This window comes from Bacillus sp. 2D03, assembly GCF_003946765.1.
GTDB classification, from domain to species: domain Bacteria; phylum Bacillota; class Bacilli; order Bacillales; family Bacillaceae_G; genus Bacillus_A; species Bacillus_A cereus.
Window position 1 is genome coordinate 34,623 of the sequence record NZ_RPSJ01000007.1, and the last position, 21,487, is coordinate 56,109.

Sequence of the window (21,487 nt, forward strand, 5' to 3'; positions counted from 1 at the left end):
TTCCCCTTTTATGAAATAATAAGTTCTTGTTTCTCGATATGTTCCATTACGCTTTCGAGTTCCTGCATCGTTTCTATCGTAAAGTGCGCCCCATTTTCAACGAAACGATTGCGAACTACTTCTATTTTTTCACGAAGTTCTACCGAATCCATATTCTCCACTTCCTCTTCCGTTAAACCGAGCTCGCTACTGCCAAGAATTACACCCACTGTCCACATTCCAGCATTTCTACCTTCTTTCATATCTGATACTGTGTCCCCAACTTTTATCATATGGTTCATCGGATACACACCAAGTTCCATTGCATTTTTATAGCACATCCATGGATATGGACGGCCTGCTGGAACATCATCTGGCGTAACAAGAAAATCAGGTTTATATCCTTGTAACGCTGCTTCCTTTGCTACAATATCCATCATTTCTCTCGTATAACCAGTCGTTGAACCAATTTTAATTCCTCTTTCACGTAAAGAAGCAATCACTTCTTTTACTCCATTAATCGGCGAAGCATAGCGCGGTAAAATAGCGAAGAGAATCTCTTCAAATTCTTCATACATCTCCTGAATGTCTGCTTCTGTTGGTAATTGTCGGAAAATACGATTCCACTCACTCGCAATACGAGGCATCTCAGTAAGTGCCCTTACATGATCTATTTTTAATAACCCCATTGGCTTACGAGCTTCTTCTGCTGTAATTGCTACACCCCGTTTATGAAAAATCTCCATGAATACTTCTAGTGGTGCAAAACATCCGTAATCAACTGTTGTCCCTGCCCAATCAAAAATAACTGCTTCAATTTTCATTCTGTCCATCACCTTTCTTACTTATCTTTTTTGCCATTGTGAAGTTCGGTTACGAAGTGCTTTCGTTCCCCATTCATATACAACTCTTACTACAATATTTGTAACAACAATAAGCACACTCATTGCAGCTGCTGGCGCCACATTTCCTGCATCATCCATATTTACGATTGATACGGCAGCTAGTTTAAAATCAGCTGCATATAGGAATACAACTGCCGATACAGTTACCATTGAATTTACGAAGTAGTACATTACCATTTCTAAAATTGCTGGTAAACACATTGGTACCGTTACTCTAAAGAATGTTTTATAAAACGGAATACCCATCGACTGCGAAACAAGCTCAAACTCTCGATCTAATTTCTTTAAAGCAGTCGTTGCCGTGACAAATGTTACAGAATAAAAATGAATGATATTTACTAGTACTAACACAGCGATTGTTCCGTATAAAGAATGAAACGGGTTCGTTACTGATAGTCCCAAAATTTGAATCGTTGGTTGACTAAAGAAAAAGACATATCCTAATCCGAGTACTAAACCTGGTATGGCTAAAGGAACGATAGAGAAAAAGTAACCTGTTTTTCGGAAGAATTGTAGCTGGTCTATTTTCTCAATTGCATATGCAAATACAAATGTTAAAATCGCCCCAATAACTGCTGTAACTGCTGAAACAATTACGCTATTTTTAAATGCTTCAAGTCCATCTCCTGTTAAACTCGAAAAATTAAAATGCTCAAATGTAAAACTCATATTATATGGCCATACTTTCACACTTGCAGCAATACCAACTGCCACAAATAACAAAATGATCATAAATGTAATCACACTACAGTATATGAATGAGATGACATCTCTTTTCTTATTAGCTATTATTCTGTATGGTACTGCTTTTGAAGATAAGAAATTCGCCTGCTTTCTTTGCGTAATACGATCAACTGCAAATGCGAATATAGCTGGGATTAATAAAATCATTCCAACTGTTGCACCCATCGACATATTTTGCTGTCCAATTACTTGTTTGTATACGTCAGTAGCAAGCACATTATATTGTCCACCAACAATTTTTGGTGCCCCAAAATCAGTGAAACTAAGTGTAAACACAACAAACATTGCACTAATTAATCCGTACTTTACACTAGGTAAAGTAACCGTGAAAAATTGTTTTGTTTTACTCGCCCCTAGCATATTAGAAGCTTCATATAAACGATAATCGGATCCTTGAAAGGCAATTAGTAATATGAGAAAGGCTTGCGGAAATGTATACATAACTTCAGCTATTACAATTCCTACTGGTCCATATAAAGGGATTTGTATACCTTCAAATAACCCAAACATTCCTTTCGTTACTAGCCCTTGATTACCAAATAAATATGTAAGTGCTATACCGTGCATCATCGTTGGTGCAAACAATGGTAATAACGCTACATACTGAAATACACGCTTTCCAAAAACATTCGTACGGGCAATCGCATATGCGTAAACGAATGCAATTGAAACTGAAATAATTGTTGTTGCGCCCGAAATCCATACCGTATTTTGTAAAGACTGAACTAAAGTCGGTGTTGTGAAATATTTACTGAAATTCGCTAAACCAATGAAAACTCCATCTTTATTATAAAAAGCTTGTGTAAATAGTTGTAATAGTGGTAATACAAGTATGATAAGGAAGGAAAGAATCATACCGATAATTACAAGCCTTTGGATCCATTCCTCTTTCCCTATACTTCTCTTAATCTTTTTTTTCGCACTTTCTACCTTGTAGTTTTCTAACATCTCCATCTATACAATGACCTTCTTTCCATATGACAACATATGATTTTCTGAGAAAGAGATTTGAATCGGCTTTCCTTTTCTAATATCAGCTACTTCTACTTCTGATGCTAATATATCCACTACAATTTTCTCATTATAAAGGTATGTGTTTTCTTCTACGACTCGCACTTCCGTCCGATATACAGATCCACGAAACTCCATACTTTCCACAACTGTTTTAATACCGTCCTTTTGTACAATTGTTACATGTTCAGGACGAATTGCATGCTCTTCGTTATTTTTCGAAAAGAAATTAATAGAACCAATAAAATCTGCCACAAACGGATTGGCTGGTCTTTGATAAATCTCCTCTGGTGTTCCAATCTGCATAATTTCCGCATGATTCATTACAACAATTTTATCAGCCATCGTTAATGCCTCTTCTTGATCATGCGTGACCATAATAGTTGTTACTCCTACTTTCTCTTGCAAATCACGCATTTCTCTACGTAACTTTTCACGTACTTTCGCATCTAAAGCAGATAACGGCTCATCAAGTAACAAAATATCTGGAGACAGAGCGAGCGCACGTGCAAGTGCCACTCGCTGCTGTTGTCCACCAGACATTTGAGCAGGATATTTATCTTTTACATTCAGTAAATCTACAAGTTTTAACGCCTCTAGCGCTTTCTCTTTTACTTCTGCTTTTCCATATTTTTTTGTCTTTAAGCCGTATTCAATATTTTCAAGTGCTGTTAAATTCGGAAATAATGCATACGATTGAAACACCATTCCGAAGTTTCTCTTTCCAGGAGGTAATGCTGTAATATCTTTTCCATTCACAGCTATACTACCTGTTGTTGCCTCTTCTAGACCTGCTAAAATTCGAAGCAATGTCGTTTTCCCACAACCACTTGGGCCTAATAAACATACAAACTCATTTTTGTTCACAGTAAAAGAAATATCTTTTAACGCTGTAAATGCATCAAACTGTTTTTGAATGTGTTGAATTGATAAATATTCGCTCATTTTTTCTCTCTCCCACTCACTTACTTTTTCGGTTCTGCTTTTTGGCCAAACTCTTTTTCCCATTTTTCTAAAATTTTGTCACGATTTTCTGCTGCCCACTTAAAGTCATTCTTTTTGTATAACTTTTCTGTTACATCTTTAGGGAATCCATCTGGAAGTTTATAATCATTTTTAATTGTCGCAAATCCATTTTTCTCGAAGTATAACTTCATTACATCATCAGTAATCGCCCAATCTAAAAATGCTTGCGCTAATTTTTCATTTTTTGCATTATCTTTTTTAATAAGTGCGTTCGCTTCTACTTCCCAACCTAATCCTTCTTTCGGCAATACAACTTCAACTGGTGCACCTTTTTGTTTCTCTTTCAAAGCACTATAAACCATTGATACGCCAACTGGATATTCACCCGCTCCTGCTAATTTCGCTGGTTTTGATCCTGAATGCGTATAACTTGCCATATTATCATGAAGTTTCTTCATGTAATCCCAGCCTTTATCTTCACCCATGATTTGTAGCCATGCAGAAACTGTTAAAAATCCTGTTCCAGATGATGCTGGATGTGGCATAACAAGTGTTCCTTTATACTCTGGTTTCGTTAAATCTTCATATGATTCTGGCATCGGTAAATTTTTCTTCTTTAACTCTTCTTTATTTACAGCAATCCCCGTCATAAATGCAGTATTTCCTACCCATTTTTCAGGTTGCTTATCATCTTTAAATTGTGGAAGAACACGATCTGCTCCTTTTGGAGAGTATCCTTTTAACATATCTTTTTTATCTAAAGCTAATAGACTTGATGCCGCAGTTCCCCATACAACATCTGCTTGTGTATTTTTCCCTTCAGCTAGCAATTTCGCAGTAATAACTCCTGTTGAATCACGTACAATGTTCAATTTCACATCAGGATATTTCTTTTTAAAGGAATCAAGATAAATTGGTACAAGTTCTTCTTCAATTGCTGTGTAAACAGTTAATGATCCAGATAATTTGTCATCTTTCACTTTCGCTCCAGCACTTTCTTCCTTCTTTGCACCACACCCCATTAATAACGAAAATACCATTCCAGTCGCTACAGCTTTAAAGATTGTTTTTTTCACTGTTTCTCTCTCCTTTTACAAATCTTATGTACAACTCAAATATAAACAACTAGTGTAAAAGCAGTATTAAACCAACATTAATCTTTTGTTTGTTGTTTGTTTTTGTGTAATACGTTGCTACTTCTATGTTTTTTCGCATTTTTCCGCTAATAGAAAACACTAAATTTACAAATAATTAAAAAAACCTTTATAATCCCACAAAAAAATGAGGCGTTTGTAAAAAACGCCTCATTTTTGTTTCCCTTTTTTTGAATTACGATTCGCATACTTTGCGCTATTTTCTCCTTCATACTCTAATGCAAATTCTGCATCTGGTAAGCTTTCTTTCGGAGTTTTATTATTATTGATTGCCGCATTTTGTTTCACTTTTCTTTTTACCAATACATTCACCTGCTCTCAAGAAATCACTTTCTACTCTAGTTTGAAACAACTTAAAATAATTATTACTGGCAAGTGTTAACAAGTACATAAGAGGCGTTAGATGGAAATACTACATATGAAGAAATCATTATAAAAAGGAGCGATAATTTTGAAGAAAAAAGAAAAGATTCAATCACCCATTTTAGACGAAACGCTCCCGCATCAAATGAATTTTCCATCTTTTAAAGGAACAGGAAAAACGATGCAACAACCTTTTGTGAATCAATATAATGTTGTAATTGGAGACAGTAAATATAATTCCGAGAACAGTCCGCTTAACAATTGGAGTGATGAAGTAGATCCTGCCATTATGGCTGGCGATGAGTGGATCCATCCGACAAATGATATTGGGTGGATTTCAGAAGAAAATCAAGAGTTACTAAAAAACGAAGTGGATAATAAAAATGAAGCTTTTATGCATCCACAATTTGGCATTAACGACTAAAAAACCATTCTACCTAACGTAGGTAGAATGGTTTCATACTATCCAATAATAATCCGCTCTTTCGGGTATTTATAGCGAGGTGGTTGTTCCCTTCCACCACTAGCTAAAATAAATGTTAAAATACCAACGCGTCCGATAAACATAAGCACAATAAGTACAAGTTTCCCAACAGTTGTTAAATCAGGCGTAACACCTGTTGATAGTCCCGTCGTTCCGAAAGCAGAACAAACTTCAACAATTAAGCTCATAAGCGGTACATTTTCCGTAATAGATAAAATGAATAGCGCAGTAGCACATAACAAAATCCCCATCGTCATAACGACAGATGCTTTCAGTACATCCTCTTCATGTAGCTGACGTTTGAAGACTCTAACTGTTCTACCGCCCCTTGCAAAGGTGTATAGTGACAATATACTAACAGCAAATGTAGTTGTACGTATTCCGCCCCCAACCGAACTTGGAGATGCCCCTATAAACATTAATATACTCATAAATAAAAGCGTCGGTTGTGATAATTCACGTATATCCATTGTTGCAAGTCCACCACTTCGCGTCGTCACAGATTGAAATAATGTATAAAATACAGTTTCATGCCATGATTTTCCTACTAAAAAATGATTTCTCTCCAGTAAAAAAATCATAATTGTACCCACAACAACGAGTACGAAAAATGTTGTTGTCGTCAATTTTGTAAATAATGAAAAACGGAATAATTGTTGTCGCCTTTTACTAAGAAATTGCTTTACTTCCATTAGCACAGGGAAACCAATCGCTCCTAAAATAATTAGTAACATATGAATCATTTGAACAATATAATCTTTTTTATACGGAATTAATGACTGTCCTGTTAAATCAAATCCGCCGTTCGTAGTCGCACTAACAGCTGCAAAGAAACCGTGAAAATAAGCTTCTTGCCAAGTCGGAAAGTAAAGTAAAAATCTTGTACCTAATAAGATTGCTCCAATAAGTTCTATCGAAATAATTACAATTAAAATAGAACGCATCAATTCTACGAGACCCGATAAATTCCCTTGATTATGATCTGCCATAATTAATCTTCTTCTTTGCAAACCAATCTTTTTCCCCGTAATGATCCAAACAAATGTACCAAGCGCCATAATTCCTAAGCCGCCTAATTGTAAAATAAGAGCTAAAACAATAATTCCTGCAGTAGTAAACGTATCTGGAATCGTAATAACAGACAGCCCCGTAACACTTACCGCACTAACCGATGTAAAAAGAGCATCTATAAATGTCCATTTCACACCGGGCTTCGTAACAAACGGGAAACTAAGCAATATCACCGATACAACTACCGCTAATAAATAAAACAAAACGATGAGTTGTACAGGACGTAATTTTTGTAAAAACTTTTTTATATCTCTCATTCCATCACTTCGCTACCTTTTTTCTATCGATTAAATAAAGAAAAATCTTTACTTTCTTTATTTGTAAATAACTGCTCAAATAATTTGGCAAAGACCATTCCATATACAGTTCCATTACCTCCATACGGCAATGCGTAAAATAAATTATGTATCTTTTCATCTTCTTTTAAAATGGGAAGACCATCATGAGTACCACCAAATACAGCTGCCCAATAGTAGTCTGCCTGTATATTTTTATACTGCGGGAACATCTCTTTTACAATATTAATAAGGATATCACGCTTATGCAATAATTTCGTATCACCGATTGTTTGAATTTGCATCGCTTCATCTAATCCGCCTACAATAATGCGGTTTTGATACGTTCGAAAATATAAGTAGGGCCGTGCCGTTTCCCAAATTAACGATCGCTCATGCCAGCCTTCAAACTGATCTATTTCATTTGTTACAATTGCATAAGAGGTGTCTACTGTTGTATTTTTTTCTTTCTTTCCAAAAAGCGCTTCATAACCTGTCGCCATAATAATATTCTTTGCTACAATTTGATTCCCTGTTTTCGTGTAACAAATTAAATCATTTTTGCGTTTTTTTATATGTATTGCCTCTGTATGTTCATATATATTAGCTCCCATTTGGTTTGCTTTATGCAAAAGACTATGTGCTAATAAATACGGATTTACCTCAGCATCACCGTGTGTATATAATGCCGCTTGTTTTATAAAAGGATAACGCTCCTTAATATCAGATGCTGTAAAATACTCAACAGGAAATCCATAATTCTGTAACGTATTGTACTCCTCTTGTAAAAATGAGACATCCTCACTTTTACTTGCATAATATAAACTATTTCGCAGAATAAAATGGGGATTAATATCAAGAGTCGGTATTACCGCTTTCATTGTTCTTAGCGCTTCATAACAAAGCTTATATGCTCGCACCCCTTTTTCTTTACCAAATGTATGGATAAGAGAGGTTAACGATTTATCATGAAGAAATTGTAGTAAACCTGTATTAGCAGCTGTGCTACCACATGCAATGGCTCTTTTTTCAATAAGTGTAACACTCATGCCAATTTTCGCTAACGAATGCGCTATATGAGCACCGGCTTCGCCGCTTCCGACTACGAGCACATCACATATCATATCATTTTCTAACAGTGGATAACAAGGTACAGAAACTCCTGTATTCCAAAACAACTTACCCATCATAAGTTTCATAATTATACTCCTAAAATATAAATTTCTCCTTTCTATGTTTTGTTATTTTTCATAAAAAAATCCAACTAACATAGGCTAGTTGGATTTTTTATCTTTAATTAGAACGCTCTTCAAGCCAATTTCCAATCGTCGGATATGTTTGTTTTACAGCTGTTCCACCGTAAACGATAGACATATGTCCTGTCGGTAAACATACATATTGTTTATCATTGCTAGAAATATGATCTAGCAATGCTTCTACTTGACATGGCAAAGCGATATGATCACGTTTCCCAGAAATATTTAAGACATTCGCCTTAATATTTGCAAGGTCTACCTTTTGTCCGCGAATAACGAGTTCACCCTTAACCAATTTATTATTTTGATAAAAATCACGAATCCACTGTCTGTATGATTCACCTGGGAACGGAATACCATCACCAACCCACTTTTGAACCAATCTCCAGCTTTCGACGAAGCGTTCATTCTCTGAACGATCTACTAAAGCAACATATGGACCAACAAAGTTCGTAATTGGCTTTAACATTTTGTTTCCGAAATCAATCATTTCTGGCGGAATATTTCCAAATGTATCAACCGCTTTATCTAAATTGAAGTATTTCTCATCTAATAAAGGACCATACAATCCTGTTTCAGAGAAATCAAAAGGACTTGTCATAAAGATTAGGTTACGAATTGGCATGTGCGGATGAAGCGCTGCATAAATAGAAGTTAGCGTTCCACCCATGCAATAACCAAGTAAAGAAATCTCGTCCGATTTCGCAGTTCGCATTACTTTTTTTACGGCTTTTGCAATATAATCAAACACGAAATCATCAAATTTCAAATGACTATCTTCTAAACCAAATGTGCCCCAATCAAGCATATACACATCAAAACCACGATCCACTAGATATTCCACTAAACTATTTCCAGGAGTTAAATCCATAATATATGGTTTATTAATAAGAGCATATATTAACAGAATTGGAACTCTTTGTGTTTTTTCTTGTTTTGGAATGTAGCGATAAAGCTTCGTCTTATTCTTCGTCCAAATAACCTCTTTCGGCGTTAATCCTACTTGCGGCTCTGGTTCACGTAATAAAATTTCACTCGCCCTTTTCACTCGGCGGTATGCTTTTCGGTACTCTTCTGGGTATAGCTCTAATTGCTTTTCCCATTCTGTTGCGAATGTAGTCATTTTTCTATCTCCTTTTTGGTCGATTTCCTTCTAAAAAAAAGAAGTGCATTCCTGCTATGGATATGCACTTTTTTCTTGCTTCATTACATATATAATCCGCCGTTAATGTTTAATTGTTGACCTGTGATATACGCACCGTCACGGCATAGGTATACTACACCTTTTGCAATTTCATCAGCTTGACCAAAACGTTTTTTCGGGATTTTTGCAACGATTTTTTGACGTACTTCTTCTGGTACTTCTGCTACCATTTCAGTATCAATAAATCCTGGGCAAATAGCGTTTACAGTGACATTTGTTTTTGCAAGTTCTAACGCTAACGATTTTGTAAATCCTAGCATACCTGCTTTTGCTGCTGAGTAGTTTGTTTGGCCAAATCCACCTGCTTGACCAATAATAGAAGAAATGCTAATAATTCTTCCTTCTTCCGCTTCTGTTATGTATGGAAGAACAGCGCTTGTCGTATTAAATACGCTACTTAAATTCACGTCAATTACGCGCTCCCAATCTTCACGATTTAACTTTTTGAATGTACGATCTCTTGTAATACCAGCATTATTAACAAGAATATCAACTTTACCAAAATGATTCACAGCTTCTTCTACAAGTCGGTTTGCATCTTCTACTTTAGAAACATCCGCTTGCACTGCATAAACATCATGTCCGTCTTTTCCTAATTCATTTACTAAATTTTCAGCTGCTTCTTTACTGCTATTATAGTTAATAACTACTTTCGCTCCCTCTTGTGCTAATGCTACTGTAATTGCTTTTCCAATTCCTTTTGCTCCACCTGTTACGATTGCTACTTTTCCATTTAATTGAACCATTTCTTTTCCCCCTTAAATGAATTTGTGAACGATTGTTATGAATCATTTTGGTACTCATACTATAGAGTCCATATATAATTATGTTTCGCTGTTTATACGTGAAAAGAGATTCTCCCTCTCTCTTTTATCTGTTATAAACAAGCGCTTTTATCATTTTTTATTTTCTGGCTTATTCGCAGGCTTTACCTCTTCTTTTACAGGTACTTGTAGTTTAGCTAGTACTGCATTTTGCTTTTCTAGCAATTCTAAAATTTGATCTACTTTTGTTTCAAGCGTACGAATATCTTGTTTCACTTTCGTCACATCACGCTTTAATGTAGGAGCTTGTCCTAAAGAATCGACTTTCTCCTCTAGAAACTCCTCAATGTTATCTACTTTATTTTCTAAGTTAATAACAAGCGTAGCCACTCTTGCGATATCCTCTTTCGTCGGCACATTTACTTGTTCTAAATAGTTTTTTGTCGTATCATTTAATGCTTTTTGATAAAACAAATTCAAATCTAGAACGCTGCCCATCCAAGCAGAATATTCTTCTGTTTTAATTGTTTCATTGAGCGCTTTTCCCCAAAATGTTTCGGTTTGTTCATAAGCATTTTTCCATGCTTGTAGTGGATCGAATTTTTGATCAATCACTTTACCTACACTCCTTTTTTCGTTTTTGAAACAATTCAACCTATTCACTATTTTCTAATATTCTGAATAAAACTTCAAGTCTATATTTTATTTTTTTCTATTTTCTAACAAATGTGTTGACTTTAAAAACAGATAGGTGTAAATTGCACTTATAAGCAAAAAATTCCATCTAACTGATTCATGAGGTGATGCACAATCATGCTACAAAATGAACCAGAACAACGCGAAAGTTTGGAGAGCAACCAAGCGAAACAACCAAACTCCATGCCAAAAAACTTCTTAGTTCCCTTCTTACTTCTATGTCTAAAAGACTGGAGTCTTCATGGTTACAAACTTATTCAAATGCTAATGGATATCGGCTTTTCTTCTGTTGACCAAGGTAATGTTTATAGAACACTACGCAAATTAGAAAAAGAAAACCTTATTTCTTCTACTTGGGATACAAGCGATGGAGGGCCGGCAAAAAGAATTTATTCTTTAACTGAATATGGAGAGCAATATTTAACAACATGTGCGACTTCTTTTGAACATTATCAAAATATGTTGCGAACGTTTTTCACGTTATACACCAATGCATTCTTTCCATTTTCTACTTCTCCAGAAAAGGATGAAAAGGATTCTTCATCTTCACCTGGTGGTACAGCAGAGTAATCTGCGTTCACAATATGCAAAAAAACATTTGGGGGTCAAATAATGGAAACTAAACCATACGAATTAGTCGATGCATTTTGGAAAAACTGGTCTCAATCACTTTCCCTTTTCTCTTCAGCTGGGAAACAATTAGAGCAGCTTACTTTAGAAACATTAAAACAACAACAAGACGCTTTGCATAAATTAACATCAGGAGTAGATGAACTAGAAAAAGAACTACAACAACTCACTGCTCAGTTCAACAACCAATATACAGATTACGTGAAACAATTAACTGGAAACTCCTTAAATGATCAAATTAACGAGTGGCAGGACAAATGGAAGGAACTTTCTGCTCATATGCATCAACTTACTGTTTCTCCTACAAAAACATCTTTGTCAATTCTTACACAAACAAGCGGTCAATTTGAAGAAACAACAAAACAATTTATTGAGCAACAACAATTACAACGTGAAGAGGCTCAAAAACAGTTAGAAGGTTTTTTGGAAGAGTTCAAGTCAAAACAGTTGGAACTCGCAAAAAAGTTCGAGGAAAACTCAAAAAATCTATTTACTTCCATCAAGTAAGAAAAATGTGGGAGCTAACTGCAGCACAAACAAAACTCTTTCTTCCTCCTACTACATCAAGATGGCTGGCATTTTTCGATATGGAAAAGAAGGAGGACAAAATGAATCCATTTCAAGAAGCACAAACCGTCCCGGAGCTTCGTTATGATGAGATTCAAGTCGGTGATCAAGCATCCCTTACAAAAACAATTACAGATGAAGATGTTATCAATTTTGCAAAATTGACTGGGGATGTGAATCCTATTCACATTTTAGACTCTTTTGCAAAAACGACAATGTTTAAAGAACGCATTGCCCATGGTATGCTCGTTTCGAGTTTTATTTCTACCATCCTTGGAACGAAACTCCCAGGCAAAAATACGATTTATTTATCCCAAAATGTTTCATTCCGTGCCCCTGTCAAAATCGGTGATACACTTCGCGTTGTGGCAGAGGTTATTAAGAAGCGTGACGATAAAAAAATCATTACGTTGCAAACAAATATATATAATCAATCGGATGATATTGTCGTGGAAGGTACAGCGACAATACTAAAAAAAGAGTAGCAAATTTGCTACTCTTTTTTCTATCCAATAACTTCTAATCACACCGATTACTTCCGCGTATGAGCACGCCGGTTCCACATAAAATAACAGTACCAATTCAGATAAGTACTTATCTGGACTGGATTACTCATAAGGATGTGTATCATCATGGCAAAAACAAACAAATTACTAGTTCCAGGTGCTGAACAAGCACTTGATCAATTTAAATATGAAATTGCACAAGAATTCGGCGTAAGCTTAGGGTCTAATACAGCATCTCGTTCTAACGGATCAGTTGGCGGTGAAGTAACAAAACGTCTTGTTTCTTTAGCTCAACAACAATTACGTGGATAATAATATAACATATGGCTTAGAGGCAGATATTCTCTGCCTCTTTCTATTTTTCACATACATAATCGGACTTTTTCACATACTAGTAAGAGCAAACAGAAAGGAACGATATATAACATGAAACGGATTAACATTCGTATGAGTCCTCCCCGCGTTCTTACTTTGTCTTTTATCATGTTATCAATTATAGGTACATGCTTATTAAAGCTTCCAATCGCTACAACAACGTCTATTTCATGGCTCGATGCTTTATTTACAACAGTTTCTGCCTGTACGGTTACAGGGCTTGGTGTTGTGGACACTGGAAAAGTATTTACTTTGTTTGGACAATGTGTCATTTTAACGCTTATACAAGTTGGCGGACTTGGTATTATGAGCTTTGCTGTCTTAATTGCGATTATGCTCGGCAGAAAAATCGGTCTTCAAAACCGTATTTTATTACAACAAGCATTAAATCAAACGAATATAGGCGGCGTCATCCGTCTTGCCAAAGCATTATTTTTATTCTCTTTTACAGTCGAATGTATCGCTACTTTAATTCTTTCTTTTGAGTGGGTACCAAAATACGGGGTTACCAAAGGGATCTATTATAGTTTTTTCCATTCAATCTCAGCCTTTAACAATGCTGGTTTTTCTGTGTGGAGCGATAATTTAATGTCCCATTCTCATAGCATTATTGTCAATTTCGTCATTTCCTCTCTCATCATTTTAGGTGGAATTGGTTTTACAGTGATCGTAGACATAAAAAGAAAGAAAAACTTTAAAAACCTTACACTACATTCAAAACTTATGCTCTCTTCTACTCTAATCATCAACATTATTGCTACCCTTTTTATTTTTATATTCGAGTTCCATAACTCTCTTTCTATGAGAGGTTTTACCCCATTTGAAGAAGGAATGGCCTCTTATTTCCAAGCAATTTCAACGCGAACTGCCGGGTTTAATACAGTTGATATTTCTACATTGTCAAAACCTTCCCTGCTATTAATGATGCTACTTATGTTTATTGGTGCTGGTAGTGCTTCAACGGGTGGGGGGATTAAGTTAACAACATTTTTAATCATATTTTTTGGCGTATTTAAATTTTTACAAGAACAAGAAGATATTGTCGTATTTAAAAAATCCATTAAAGATACTCTCATTGTCAAATCATTAACCATTACTATTATTTCTATTTCATTTATCTTTTTTGCTATTTTAATTTTGAGTATTACTGAACGAGTTCCTCTATTGATGAGTGCTTTCGAAGTATTTTCAGCATTTGGGACTGTTGGCCTCAGTATGAACTTAACACCCCACTTAACTATAATTGGAAAAGCGATTATTATTTTTATGATGTTTTTTGGGAAAATGGGTCCTTTAACATTGGCATTTTCATTTGCTCGTAAAAAGAACCGAAAAATAAAATATCCGAATGAAGATATTTTAACAGGTTGACAACCGTATAAATTATCCATATAATGAGAATACAATAACATATCTCCAAAGGGGAGTAGCGTCCAAGAATATATCTTGGAAACAAAGTCGTCATTACGTAGAACTTAGTTCTTCCGGCTTTGTTGGCATTTTTATTACATATGTCTAGCAAGACCTTTGCCTATTAACGGCAGAGGTCTTTTTTGTATTCATTTCCAGATTCTTCCAAAGTTAATAGGCAGGAGTATGGGGAAACTAAATAGTGGGGAAATTCTTCACTTATTTAGAAGTTATAGAGATGAGAGGAGAATGTACATGGATGTATCATTATTATTGGAGTATGGTTGGGTATTACTCATCCTAATTGCACTTGAAGGGATTTTAGCGGCTGATAACGCTCTTGTTCTTGCAATTATGGTAAAACATTTACCAGAAGAAAAACGAAAGAAAGCACTATTTTACGGATTAGCGGGGGCATTCGTTTTCCGATTTGGATCGTTATTTATGATTTCGTTCTTAGTCGATGTATGGCAAGTGCAAGCAATCGGTGCCATCTACCTTATGTTTATCGCTGGTAATCACTTATTTAAAACATATGTTAAAAAGAATACAGATGAAGAAACAGAAGAAAAAGAAGCAAAGAAAAAACAAGAGAACTTTTGGTGGACTGTATTTAAAGTTGAGGTTGCTGATATCGCCTTCGCAGTTGATTCAATTTTAGCTGCTGTTGCACTAGCAATGACTTTACCAAAAACAGGACTAGGTACAATTGGTAGTCTGGATACTGGGCAATTCGTTGTTATCTTTGTAGGTGGACTTATCGGATTAATCATTATGCGATTTGCAGCAACTGCTTTCGTACAAATCTTAAAACGTAAACCAGGGCTTGAAACTGCAGCATTCTTAATTGTAGGTTGGGTTGGTGTGAAGCTAGCAGTTTATACGTTAGCACACCCTGCATTAAATGTAATTCCACATTCATTCCCAGAATCCACTCCGTGGAAGCTTACATTCTGGATTGTATTAGTCGGAATCGCAGTTGGTGGTTGGTTCTTCTCAAAAGAAGTAGAAGTAAAAGTGGAAAAGAATTTAGACGAAAAAGCGCTGTAATTACAGCGCTTTTTCTTTTTCCTTTCTTCCTCGCAATGTCCAGAAAAAATTCCATTATACTACCTTTTGTAAACGTTTTCTTAATGTATGTATGTCCTTTTTGTGAAACATTGCACAAACTCATTGAAAGTAGGAACAATTCCATGTACTTTATTCATATAAGGAGTATTTATAGAAGATTTACTAAAGGAGCGTATTACTCATGCTAGAACAAGGACTAGATTATGTTGTCAAACTGGCTAAAAGCAAAAAGAAAATACTAGATACAAACCCAATGCAATATTTCATTCGTGCTGCACTTGCGGGGATTTATATCGGTTTTATTATTGTACTATGTTTTAAATTAGGTAACTTTTTTCACATTGCAGATTCACCAGCAACTTATTTATCTGCCTCTATGTTTTTCGGGATTGCTCTCGTACTTATTATATATGGCGGTGCTGAATTGTTTACTGGAAACACAATGTACTTTACTGTAGCAACTTTAAGAAAAGAAACAACGATTTCTGATACACTTCGTAACTGGGTTGCTTGTTATGCAGGTAACTTAGCCGGCGCATTATTCTTTGCCTTACTATTTTACGCAACTGGAATTTTTGAAGCAATTGATCACGGTCACTTAATGAGTAAAGTCGTTGAAGGAAAGATGAATACACCTACAATGCAGTTATTCTTTAAAGCCATTTTATGTAACTGGCTCGTATGTCTTGCTTGCTTCTTACCTTCTCAGGTTAAAGGTGACACAGCAAAAATAATGGTCATGATGCTACTTGTTTTCACATTCTTCTTATCTGGTTACGAACATAGTATTGCAAACTTATCACTCTTTGCTTTATCTTTAGTTTCACCGCATCCTGAGACAATTTCTTTTTCAGGTGCTATTCATAACTTAATTCCTGTTACAATTGGTAACATTATTGGCGGATCAGTATTTGTCGGTATGGTATACCACTACTTAACAAAGAAAACGCCTGAAGTTCAACAGGAAGAAACTGAAATCGCAACAGCTCAACAAGAAGAGATTATTCCTTTACAAGCCCATATGAAGCATTAAAAACTCCAAAGTTTTACTTTGGAGTTTTTAGCTTCCCACGTATTTAACAACAAGGTGAGGAGTAATTTCTCCTTCTTCCTTTCCCTTATCCATTCTCTGTTTCATCTTGTGCATACCGATAACATCATTCGTATGAAAGTGAATTTCATTTACATATAACCCCTCTGTACAAAAAGCTTCTACAAAATCTAGTCCATTTTTCGCTCCCCATCCCATATTAAAATCAAGAGAAAGAATATTCACATCATAATCCCGAACCATTTGCAAAGCACATTCTACTGTAGTTGCGGGCACATACCCGAACGGGCAACTTCTTTGATCATCCATATATACGTTCATTTTCGATTCCCTCTCTAATTTGAATATGCGGCCAATACATAACATATTGCCCCGAGACTAATAAAAGGACCAAATGGAATTGGCTTTCGTACTTCTATACGTTTTAATCCGATACCAATCCCGAAAAAACAAAGACTAAAACAAGATGCTAAAAATAAAACGATAAAAACTCCTTTCACTCCTACTATAAATCCAAGTAACGAAAGTAGTTTTATATCTCCTCCGCCAAGCCCTTCTGGATATATCTTTTGCATGCAATATAACAAAATAAATATAACACCACTACCAGCTATACTATCTGTCCAAGTAACTAATTGTACAAAAACACTTTCGAGAATGAGTAAAAAGGCAAACGAAATTAAAATACAATCAGGAATTAACATATATAAGTAATCTGTAACTGAAATAATAAGAAGTAGCGAAAAAAGGGATAAAATAATAATAAGCTCTCGTTCTATTCCAATCATATACACTGTAAGAAGAAATATACCTCCTGTTATACATTCAAATGCTACATACATAATTGGAATTTTCCTCTTACAATTCGTACAACAGCCTCTTTGTATATAAAATGAAATGATAGGGATTAGTTCTTTTGTCCTTAGCACATATTTGCAATAACCACAATGTGAACGCGGGGTAATAATAGAAGCACCTAATGGAACCCTCATCGCAACTAGCATAAAAAAAGAACCAAACACCATCCCTGCTAACAGTGCATATAAATAAGTGAACATCCCTTCCTCTCCTTTCCCAAAAAACATAGCAAAAAAAGGAGAGAACTTCTACTTCATATTATCCTTTATTCTACTAAAAAGCAGGCCATTTCCTGGCCTGCTTTCCCCTCTTTTATACGATGAAATAAACTGCTTTTAATGGTCCATGTACTCCGACAACAAGATTCATCTCGATGTCAGCCGAGTTACTTGGCCCTGTAATAAAGTTAATACAAGATGCCGCTGTCTCCCCATTTTCTACGCGTGAGTTCATATCCTGAACTGCTTGTGTAATACGAGGCACAAGTGTTTCACGTGGAATAATAGCAAAATATACAGTCGGTAAAAAGTGTAAAGAACGCCCTTGACCTTTATGACTTTGTACAACAATTGTACCAGATTCAGCTAATGTATAATCACTAAATGCAATACCAATATTCGCTTTTTCAGCTAAACGCATATTTTCGTCTTTTCTCTCTGGATCCCATACATTTACTTCAACATCTCGCTTTGGAAGTTCTTCTTTAAATAAAGATGTTAAACCATATGCATCAAAACGCGCATCTGCTGATAATAAAATAGGTCCCCCGCCGTTTTCCATGATTACTTTTTGAAGGTCTTCACCTAAACGGTCGTTTGTCGTTTCTACTACAGTTGTATGAATGTTTGTACATTGCTCTTTAAACACTTCTAGTAATTCTTCTTGTGAATAATCTTTTAACGTTTCTATATTCACATTACTTTTCCATACTGGACGCTCTACGCCTTCTGTTTTACGCGCGCGCCCAAGTTCTTTTGCAATGTTATCTAGAAAGGCATCACGGTTTTGAATTAATCCTGTCATTATTTATCCCCGCCTTTCTTATGATCTTTATACCAATCACGGAATCGTTCTTTACTTGGAGCTGGGAATTCACGAATATCCGTCCAGTTTTTAAGTGGTCCAACACCTTTTGATACACGATTACCAGATGTAAATGGACTCATTGCCGCTGGTGCCATTTTTGAACCCATTTTATATAAAGCAGCTGAAGAAGCACCCATACTAAACATTTTCATAGCCAGTTTTTCTGCAAGTGGTGCACGACCTTCTTGCTCAACGATGACTTGACGATGTTTTAATAATAAATCATGCAATGGAATTTTTACTGGACAAGCTTCTGTACATGCTCCGCATAAACTAGATGCATAAGGAAGCTCTTTGTAATCATCATATCCACCTAGAAGCGGTGTTAATACCGCACCGATTGGTCCTGAGTAAATCGATCCATATGAATGTCCACCAACGTGACGATATACAGGACATACATTAACACAAGCAGCGCAACGAATACATTGTAATACTGAACGGAATTCAGATCCAAGAATTTGAGAGCGACCATTATCAACAACAACTAAATGAAATTCTTCAGGTCCATCAACTTCCTCTTCTTGAATTGGCCCCGCTACTGTTACATAACTTGTTAATTTTTGACCTACTGCACTACGACATAGTAAACCAACTAAAACATCTAATTCTTCCATTGTCGGAACCATACGTTCCATACCCATTACCGCTATTTGTGTTTTAGGAATTGACATAACAAGATCTGCATTACCTTCATTCGTTACTAAACAAAGAGAGCCAGTATTTGCAACAGCAAAGTTACAACCAGTTACACCAATTTCTGCATCCATAAATTTCTCACGAAGTTGTTTACGAACAAACTTTGTCATTTCATACGGGTCATCAGAATTTTCATAGCCTAGCTTTTCTTTAAATACATCGCGAATTTGCGTTCTATTTTTATGAAGTGCAGGTGCAATAATATGTGAAGGTGGATCGTTATCTACTTGCAAGATATACTCTCCTAAGTCACTCTCTAACACTTCACAGCCAATCTCTTCAAGCGCATGGTTCATACTAATTTCTTCTGTTACCATCGACTTTGATTTTACTACCTTTTTTGCCTGCTTCTTTTTTGCAACGTCTTGAATATACTTTGCTGCTTCCTCTTTCGTTTTCGCAAAGTACACGTGTCCGCCTCTTTTTGATACATTTTCACTTAACTGCATTAAGTAATAATCAAGATTTTCTAACGTATGTTGACGAATTTGTTCACCTAGTTCACGCCACTCTTCCCAGTTTCCTAGTTCATCTGCGGCTTTTAAGCGATTCGTATATAAACGCGTTTGTGCAGAAGATACTGCTCCGCGCATAAACGAATCTTGAATTCCATCACCAACGCGATCATTAAATTTTTTCTCACTGATTTTCATAGACATAGCTTATGTTCCCCCTTCATGAGCGACTATTCAGTACCTCAGCAATATGCATTACTTTTACTTCTTTTCCTAAACGCTCAATACGTCCGCCAATGTTTAACAAACACCCACAATCTGCACCGATTAAATAATCTGCACCTGTTTCCATTACACTATCTACTTTTTCGTCTACCATTTGCTCAGAAATTGGAGTCATCTTAACTGAAAACGTTCCCCCAAACCCGCAACAATTTTGCACGTTTGGCAAATCTCTCACAGTTAATCCTTTTACATTTGATAATAAAATTCCTGGTGCTTCTTTTATTCCAAGCATACGTGTCATATGACATGATTTATGAATAGTAGCGACCCCTGGTAAACTTGCACCAACATCAGTAACCTTTAAAACATCCACAATAAACTGTGTAAATTCATAAGTTTTATCAGCAACTTTTTGTGCACGTTTAGCCCACTTTGGATCATCTTTGAAAACATGTGGATACTCATGAAACATTGTCGCACAAGAACCAGATGGCGTAACAATATATTCTGCATCTTCGAAAGTTTCAATCATATGTTTCATTGCTTCTTTTGCTGCTTCTACATGGCCGCTATTATAAGCAGGCTGACCACAACAAACTTGCGCTTCTGGAAATTCAATTTCACAACCTAAACGCTCCAACACTTCAACCGTTGCTTTGCCGACATTTGTTTCAAACATATCGACTAAACAAGTAACAAATAAAGTAACTTTCATAACTATTACTCCCCCTTTTTACAACTTCACCAACAAACATATGGTCATCAGATGACTTAGCAGAGAAGAAATAGGCTCAACCATGGCCTATCCTCTCCCTCTTCTAAAGAAAACGCTTACTTAATCTTTCTCTATTTTATCAGAAAATTAAATTTTTAAAAGATTAAATTACGAATTTATATCGTTTTTACCTGTGACAATATGTTCTACATTTGTTAAGTGATCTAGCATTGCTTGCTGCGCTAATTCTACATCTTGTTTTAACACCGCATCATATATAACTTGATGCTCTTCTATAAGTCGTTCTGATGTCGTTTGTTCACCATATAAAATAATGCGTCTTGATTCACCAATCGTTTCAGCAATCATCTCTGAAACATGATTCATGAGTTCAAGCAAAATGCTATTATGCGAAGACTCTGCAATTCCCATATGAAATTGAAAATCGGCTTTTTCGCCAGCCTTTTCATCTCCAATGCTCTTTGCCATTTCATCTAACCAATGTTTCATATTTTGTAAATTATCTTCCGTACGTTTTGCCGCCGCTACTCGAACTGCCCCCACTTCAAGCACCTTTCGTACTTCTAATAAATTCAAAATATCTTCTTTCTTCATTAATAATCTATTGTTTAATGATTTCGTTAATGAAGAAGAATCGAAGTTCTTCACATATGTACCTTCTCCTTGTTTCATCTCAATTAAGCCCATCGCTCTTAGCGCACTTAGCGCTTCACGAACAGCAGATCTGCCAACTTGAAACTGCTCAGCTAATTGATGCACAGGGAGTAGTTTGTCACCAGGTTTTAACGTACCATTTTTAATCATTGTTAAAATAGCTTCAGATACTTCTTCGTAAATTTTTTTCGGTTTAATAGATTTGTACTCCAGTTAAATCACCTCAGTATCTTCCAAACAACAATTGAAACGATTTATAAGAACTTTGCATCATAACTATTTTAGACCGAAT

The 21,487-nt window shown here is 35.8% G+C and carries 24 protein-coding genes and 1 riboswitch; of the genes, 8 read left to right on the forward strand and 16 right to left on the reverse strand.

What is annotated here, in order from left to right; genetic code table 11:
- Positions 1–8 precede the first annotated feature (8 nt).
- From phnX to EBQ15_RS31200, 5 genes are all read right to left on the reverse strand, one after another.
- A complete protein-coding gene (gene phnX / locus EBQ15_RS16775) occupies positions 9–803 on the reverse strand; it encodes a phosphonoacetaldehyde hydrolase (protein WP_000687362.1) in 795 nt (264 codons plus the stop codon).
- Between the two features lie 21 nt (positions 804–824).
- A complete protein-coding gene (locus EBQ15_RS16780; protein ID WP_000425514.1) occupies positions 825–2,582 on the reverse strand; it encodes a putative 2-aminoethylphosphonate ABC transporter permease subunit in 1,758 nt (585 codons plus the stop codon).
- Positions 2,583–3,584, reverse strand: a complete 1,002-nt coding sequence (locus EBQ15_RS16785) for a putative 2-aminoethylphosphonate ABC transporter ATP-binding protein (RefSeq protein ID WP_000006191.1) — start codon at positions 3,582–3,584, stop codon at positions 2,583–2,585.
- Positions 3,585–3,604: 20 nt separating this feature from the next.
- A complete protein-coding gene (locus tag EBQ15_RS16790; protein WP_000750895.1) occupies positions 3,605–4,681 on the reverse strand; it encodes a putative 2-aminoethylphosphonate ABC transporter substrate-binding protein in 1,077 nt (358 codons plus the stop codon).
- A 228-nt stretch (positions 4,682–4,909) separates the two neighbouring features.
- The gene (locus EBQ15_RS31200; protein ID WP_000240799.1) at positions 4,910–5,062 is read right to left on the reverse strand and encodes a hypothetical protein; all 153 of its coding nucleotides are present in this window, start codon (positions 5,060–5,062) and stop codon (positions 4,910–4,912) included.
- A 148-nt stretch (positions 5,063–5,210) separates the two neighbouring features.
- Here EBQ15_RS31200 and EBQ15_RS16800 point away from each other — a divergent pair, with 148 nt between their 5' ends.
- Positions 5,211–5,546 (forward strand): DUF3905 domain-containing protein, encoded by a 336-nt coding sequence (locus EBQ15_RS16800; RefSeq protein WP_000726028.1) that lies wholly within the window; start codon positions 5,211–5,213, stop codon positions 5,544–5,546.
- 38 nt (positions 5,547–5,584) lie between these two features.
- Here EBQ15_RS16800 and EBQ15_RS16805 read toward each other — a convergent pair whose 3' ends face one another.
- From EBQ15_RS16805 to phaR, 5 genes are all read right to left on the reverse strand, one after another.
- Positions 5,585–6,934: a TrkH family potassium uptake protein gene (locus tag EBQ15_RS16805; RefSeq protein ID WP_001204692.1), complete on the reverse strand. Its 1,350-nt coding sequence runs from the start codon at positions 6,932–6,934 to the stop codon at positions 5,585–5,587.
- Positions 6,935–6,957: 23 nt separating this feature from the next.
- Positions 6,958–8,151: an NAD(P)/FAD-dependent oxidoreductase gene (locus tag EBQ15_RS16810; protein ID WP_000772520.1), complete on the reverse strand. Its 1,194-nt coding sequence runs from the start codon at positions 8,149–8,151 to the stop codon at positions 6,958–6,960.
- A gap of 94 nt (positions 8,152–8,245) precedes the next feature.
- Positions 8,246–9,331 carry a class III poly(R)-hydroxyalkanoic acid synthase subunit PhaC gene (gene phaC, locus EBQ15_RS16815; protein ID WP_000206333.1) on the reverse strand — a complete coding sequence of 362 codons (1,086 nt, stop codon included), beginning with the start codon at positions 9,329–9,331 and terminating at the stop codon, positions 8,246–8,248.
- Between the two features lie 83 nt (positions 9,332–9,414).
- Positions 9,415–10,158: an acetoacetyl-CoA reductase gene (locus EBQ15_RS16820; protein WP_000250407.1), complete on the reverse strand. Its 744-nt coding sequence runs from the start codon at positions 10,156–10,158 to the stop codon at positions 9,415–9,417.
- Positions 10,159–10,308: 150 nt separating this feature from the next.
- A complete protein-coding gene (phaR, locus tag EBQ15_RS16825) occupies positions 10,309–10,791 on the reverse strand; it encodes a polyhydroxyalkanoic acid synthase subunit PhaR (RefSeq protein WP_000566942.1) in 483 nt (160 codons plus the stop codon).
- 198 nt (positions 10,792–10,989) lie between these two features.
- On the opposite strand from phaR, the gene phaQ reads away from it, so the two are divergent.
- From phaQ to EBQ15_RS16860, 7 genes are all read left to right on the forward strand, one after another.
- Positions 10,990–11,442, forward strand: a complete 453-nt coding sequence (gene phaQ, locus EBQ15_RS16830) for a poly-beta-hydroxybutyrate-responsive repressor (RefSeq protein WP_000939955.1) — start codon at positions 10,990–10,992, stop codon at positions 11,440–11,442.
- Between the two features lie 42 nt (positions 11,443–11,484).
- On the forward strand, positions 11,485–12,009 hold the full coding sequence (phaP, locus tag EBQ15_RS16835) for a polyhydroxyalkanoic acid inclusion protein PhaP (RefSeq protein ID WP_000448594.1): 525 nt from the start codon (positions 11,485–11,487) through the stop codon (positions 12,007–12,009).
- A gap of 101 nt (positions 12,010–12,110) precedes the next feature.
- Positions 12,111–12,554 (forward strand): MaoC family dehydratase, encoded by a 444-nt coding sequence (locus tag EBQ15_RS16840; protein ID WP_001067916.1) that lies wholly within the window; start codon positions 12,111–12,113, stop codon positions 12,552–12,554.
- Between the two features lie 147 nt (positions 12,555–12,701).
- Positions 12,702–12,887 carry an alpha/beta-type small acid-soluble spore protein gene (locus EBQ15_RS16845; RefSeq protein WP_001140707.1) on the forward strand — a complete coding sequence of 62 codons (186 nt, stop codon included), beginning with the start codon at positions 12,702–12,704 and terminating at the stop codon, positions 12,885–12,887.
- Between the two features lie 114 nt (positions 12,888–13,001).
- The gene (locus EBQ15_RS16850; RefSeq protein WP_000822339.1) at positions 13,002–14,321 is read left to right on the forward strand and encodes a TrkH family potassium uptake protein; all 1,320 of its coding nucleotides are present in this window, start codon (positions 13,002–13,004) and stop codon (positions 14,319–14,321) included.
- 38 nt (positions 14,322–14,359) lie between these two features.
- Positions 14,360–14,533: riboswitch (yybP-ykoY riboswitch) on the forward strand.
- Between the two features lie 82 nt (positions 14,534–14,615).
- Positions 14,616–15,410 (forward strand): TerC family protein, encoded by a 795-nt coding sequence (locus EBQ15_RS16855; protein WP_000383326.1) that lies wholly within the window; start codon positions 14,616–14,618, stop codon positions 15,408–15,410.
- 202 nt (positions 15,411–15,612) lie between these two features.
- The gene (locus tag EBQ15_RS16860) at positions 15,613–16,464 is read left to right on the forward strand and encodes a formate/nitrite transporter family protein (protein ID WP_000893029.1); all 852 of its coding nucleotides are present in this window, start codon (positions 15,613–15,615) and stop codon (positions 16,462–16,464) included.
- A gap of 27 nt (positions 16,465–16,491) precedes the next feature.
- Here EBQ15_RS16860 and EBQ15_RS16865 read toward each other — a convergent pair whose 3' ends face one another.
- The 6 genes from EBQ15_RS16865 to EBQ15_RS16890 form a co-directional block, all read right to left on the reverse strand.
- Complete coding sequence (locus EBQ15_RS16865; protein ID WP_001103761.1) at positions 16,492–16,803, reverse strand: cyclic-phosphate processing receiver domain-containing protein; 312 nt, start codon at positions 16,801–16,803, stop codon at positions 16,492–16,494.
- A 14-nt stretch (positions 16,804–16,817) separates the two neighbouring features.
- Positions 16,818–17,540: a prepilin peptidase gene (locus EBQ15_RS16870; RefSeq protein WP_000495718.1), complete on the reverse strand. Its 723-nt coding sequence runs from the start codon at positions 17,538–17,540 to the stop codon at positions 16,818–16,820.
- Positions 17,541–17,652: 112 nt separating this feature from the next.
- Complete coding sequence (locus EBQ15_RS16875) at positions 17,653–18,363, reverse strand: LutC/YkgG family protein (RefSeq protein WP_000147183.1); 711 nt, start codon at positions 18,361–18,363, stop codon at positions 17,653–17,655.
- Positions 18,363–19,784, reverse strand: coding sequence for a LutB/LldF family L-lactate oxidation iron-sulfur protein (locus EBQ15_RS16880; RefSeq protein ID WP_000061930.1), 1,422 nt, complete (start codon positions 19,782–19,784; stop codon positions 18,363–18,365). Before EBQ15_RS16880 ends, EBQ15_RS16875 begins: the two co-directional genes overlap by 1 nt.
- A gap of 16 nt (positions 19,785–19,800) precedes the next feature.
- Positions 19,801–20,520, reverse strand: a complete 720-nt coding sequence (locus EBQ15_RS16885) for a (Fe-S)-binding protein (RefSeq protein ID WP_000869150.1) — start codon at positions 20,518–20,520, stop codon at positions 19,801–19,803.
- Positions 20,521–20,688: 168 nt separating this feature from the next.
- The gene (locus EBQ15_RS16890) at positions 20,689–21,378 is read right to left on the reverse strand and encodes a FadR/GntR family transcriptional regulator (RefSeq protein WP_254904472.1); all 690 of its coding nucleotides are present in this window, start codon (positions 21,376–21,378) and stop codon (positions 20,689–20,691) included.
- Positions 21,379–21,487 lie beyond the last annotated feature (109 nt).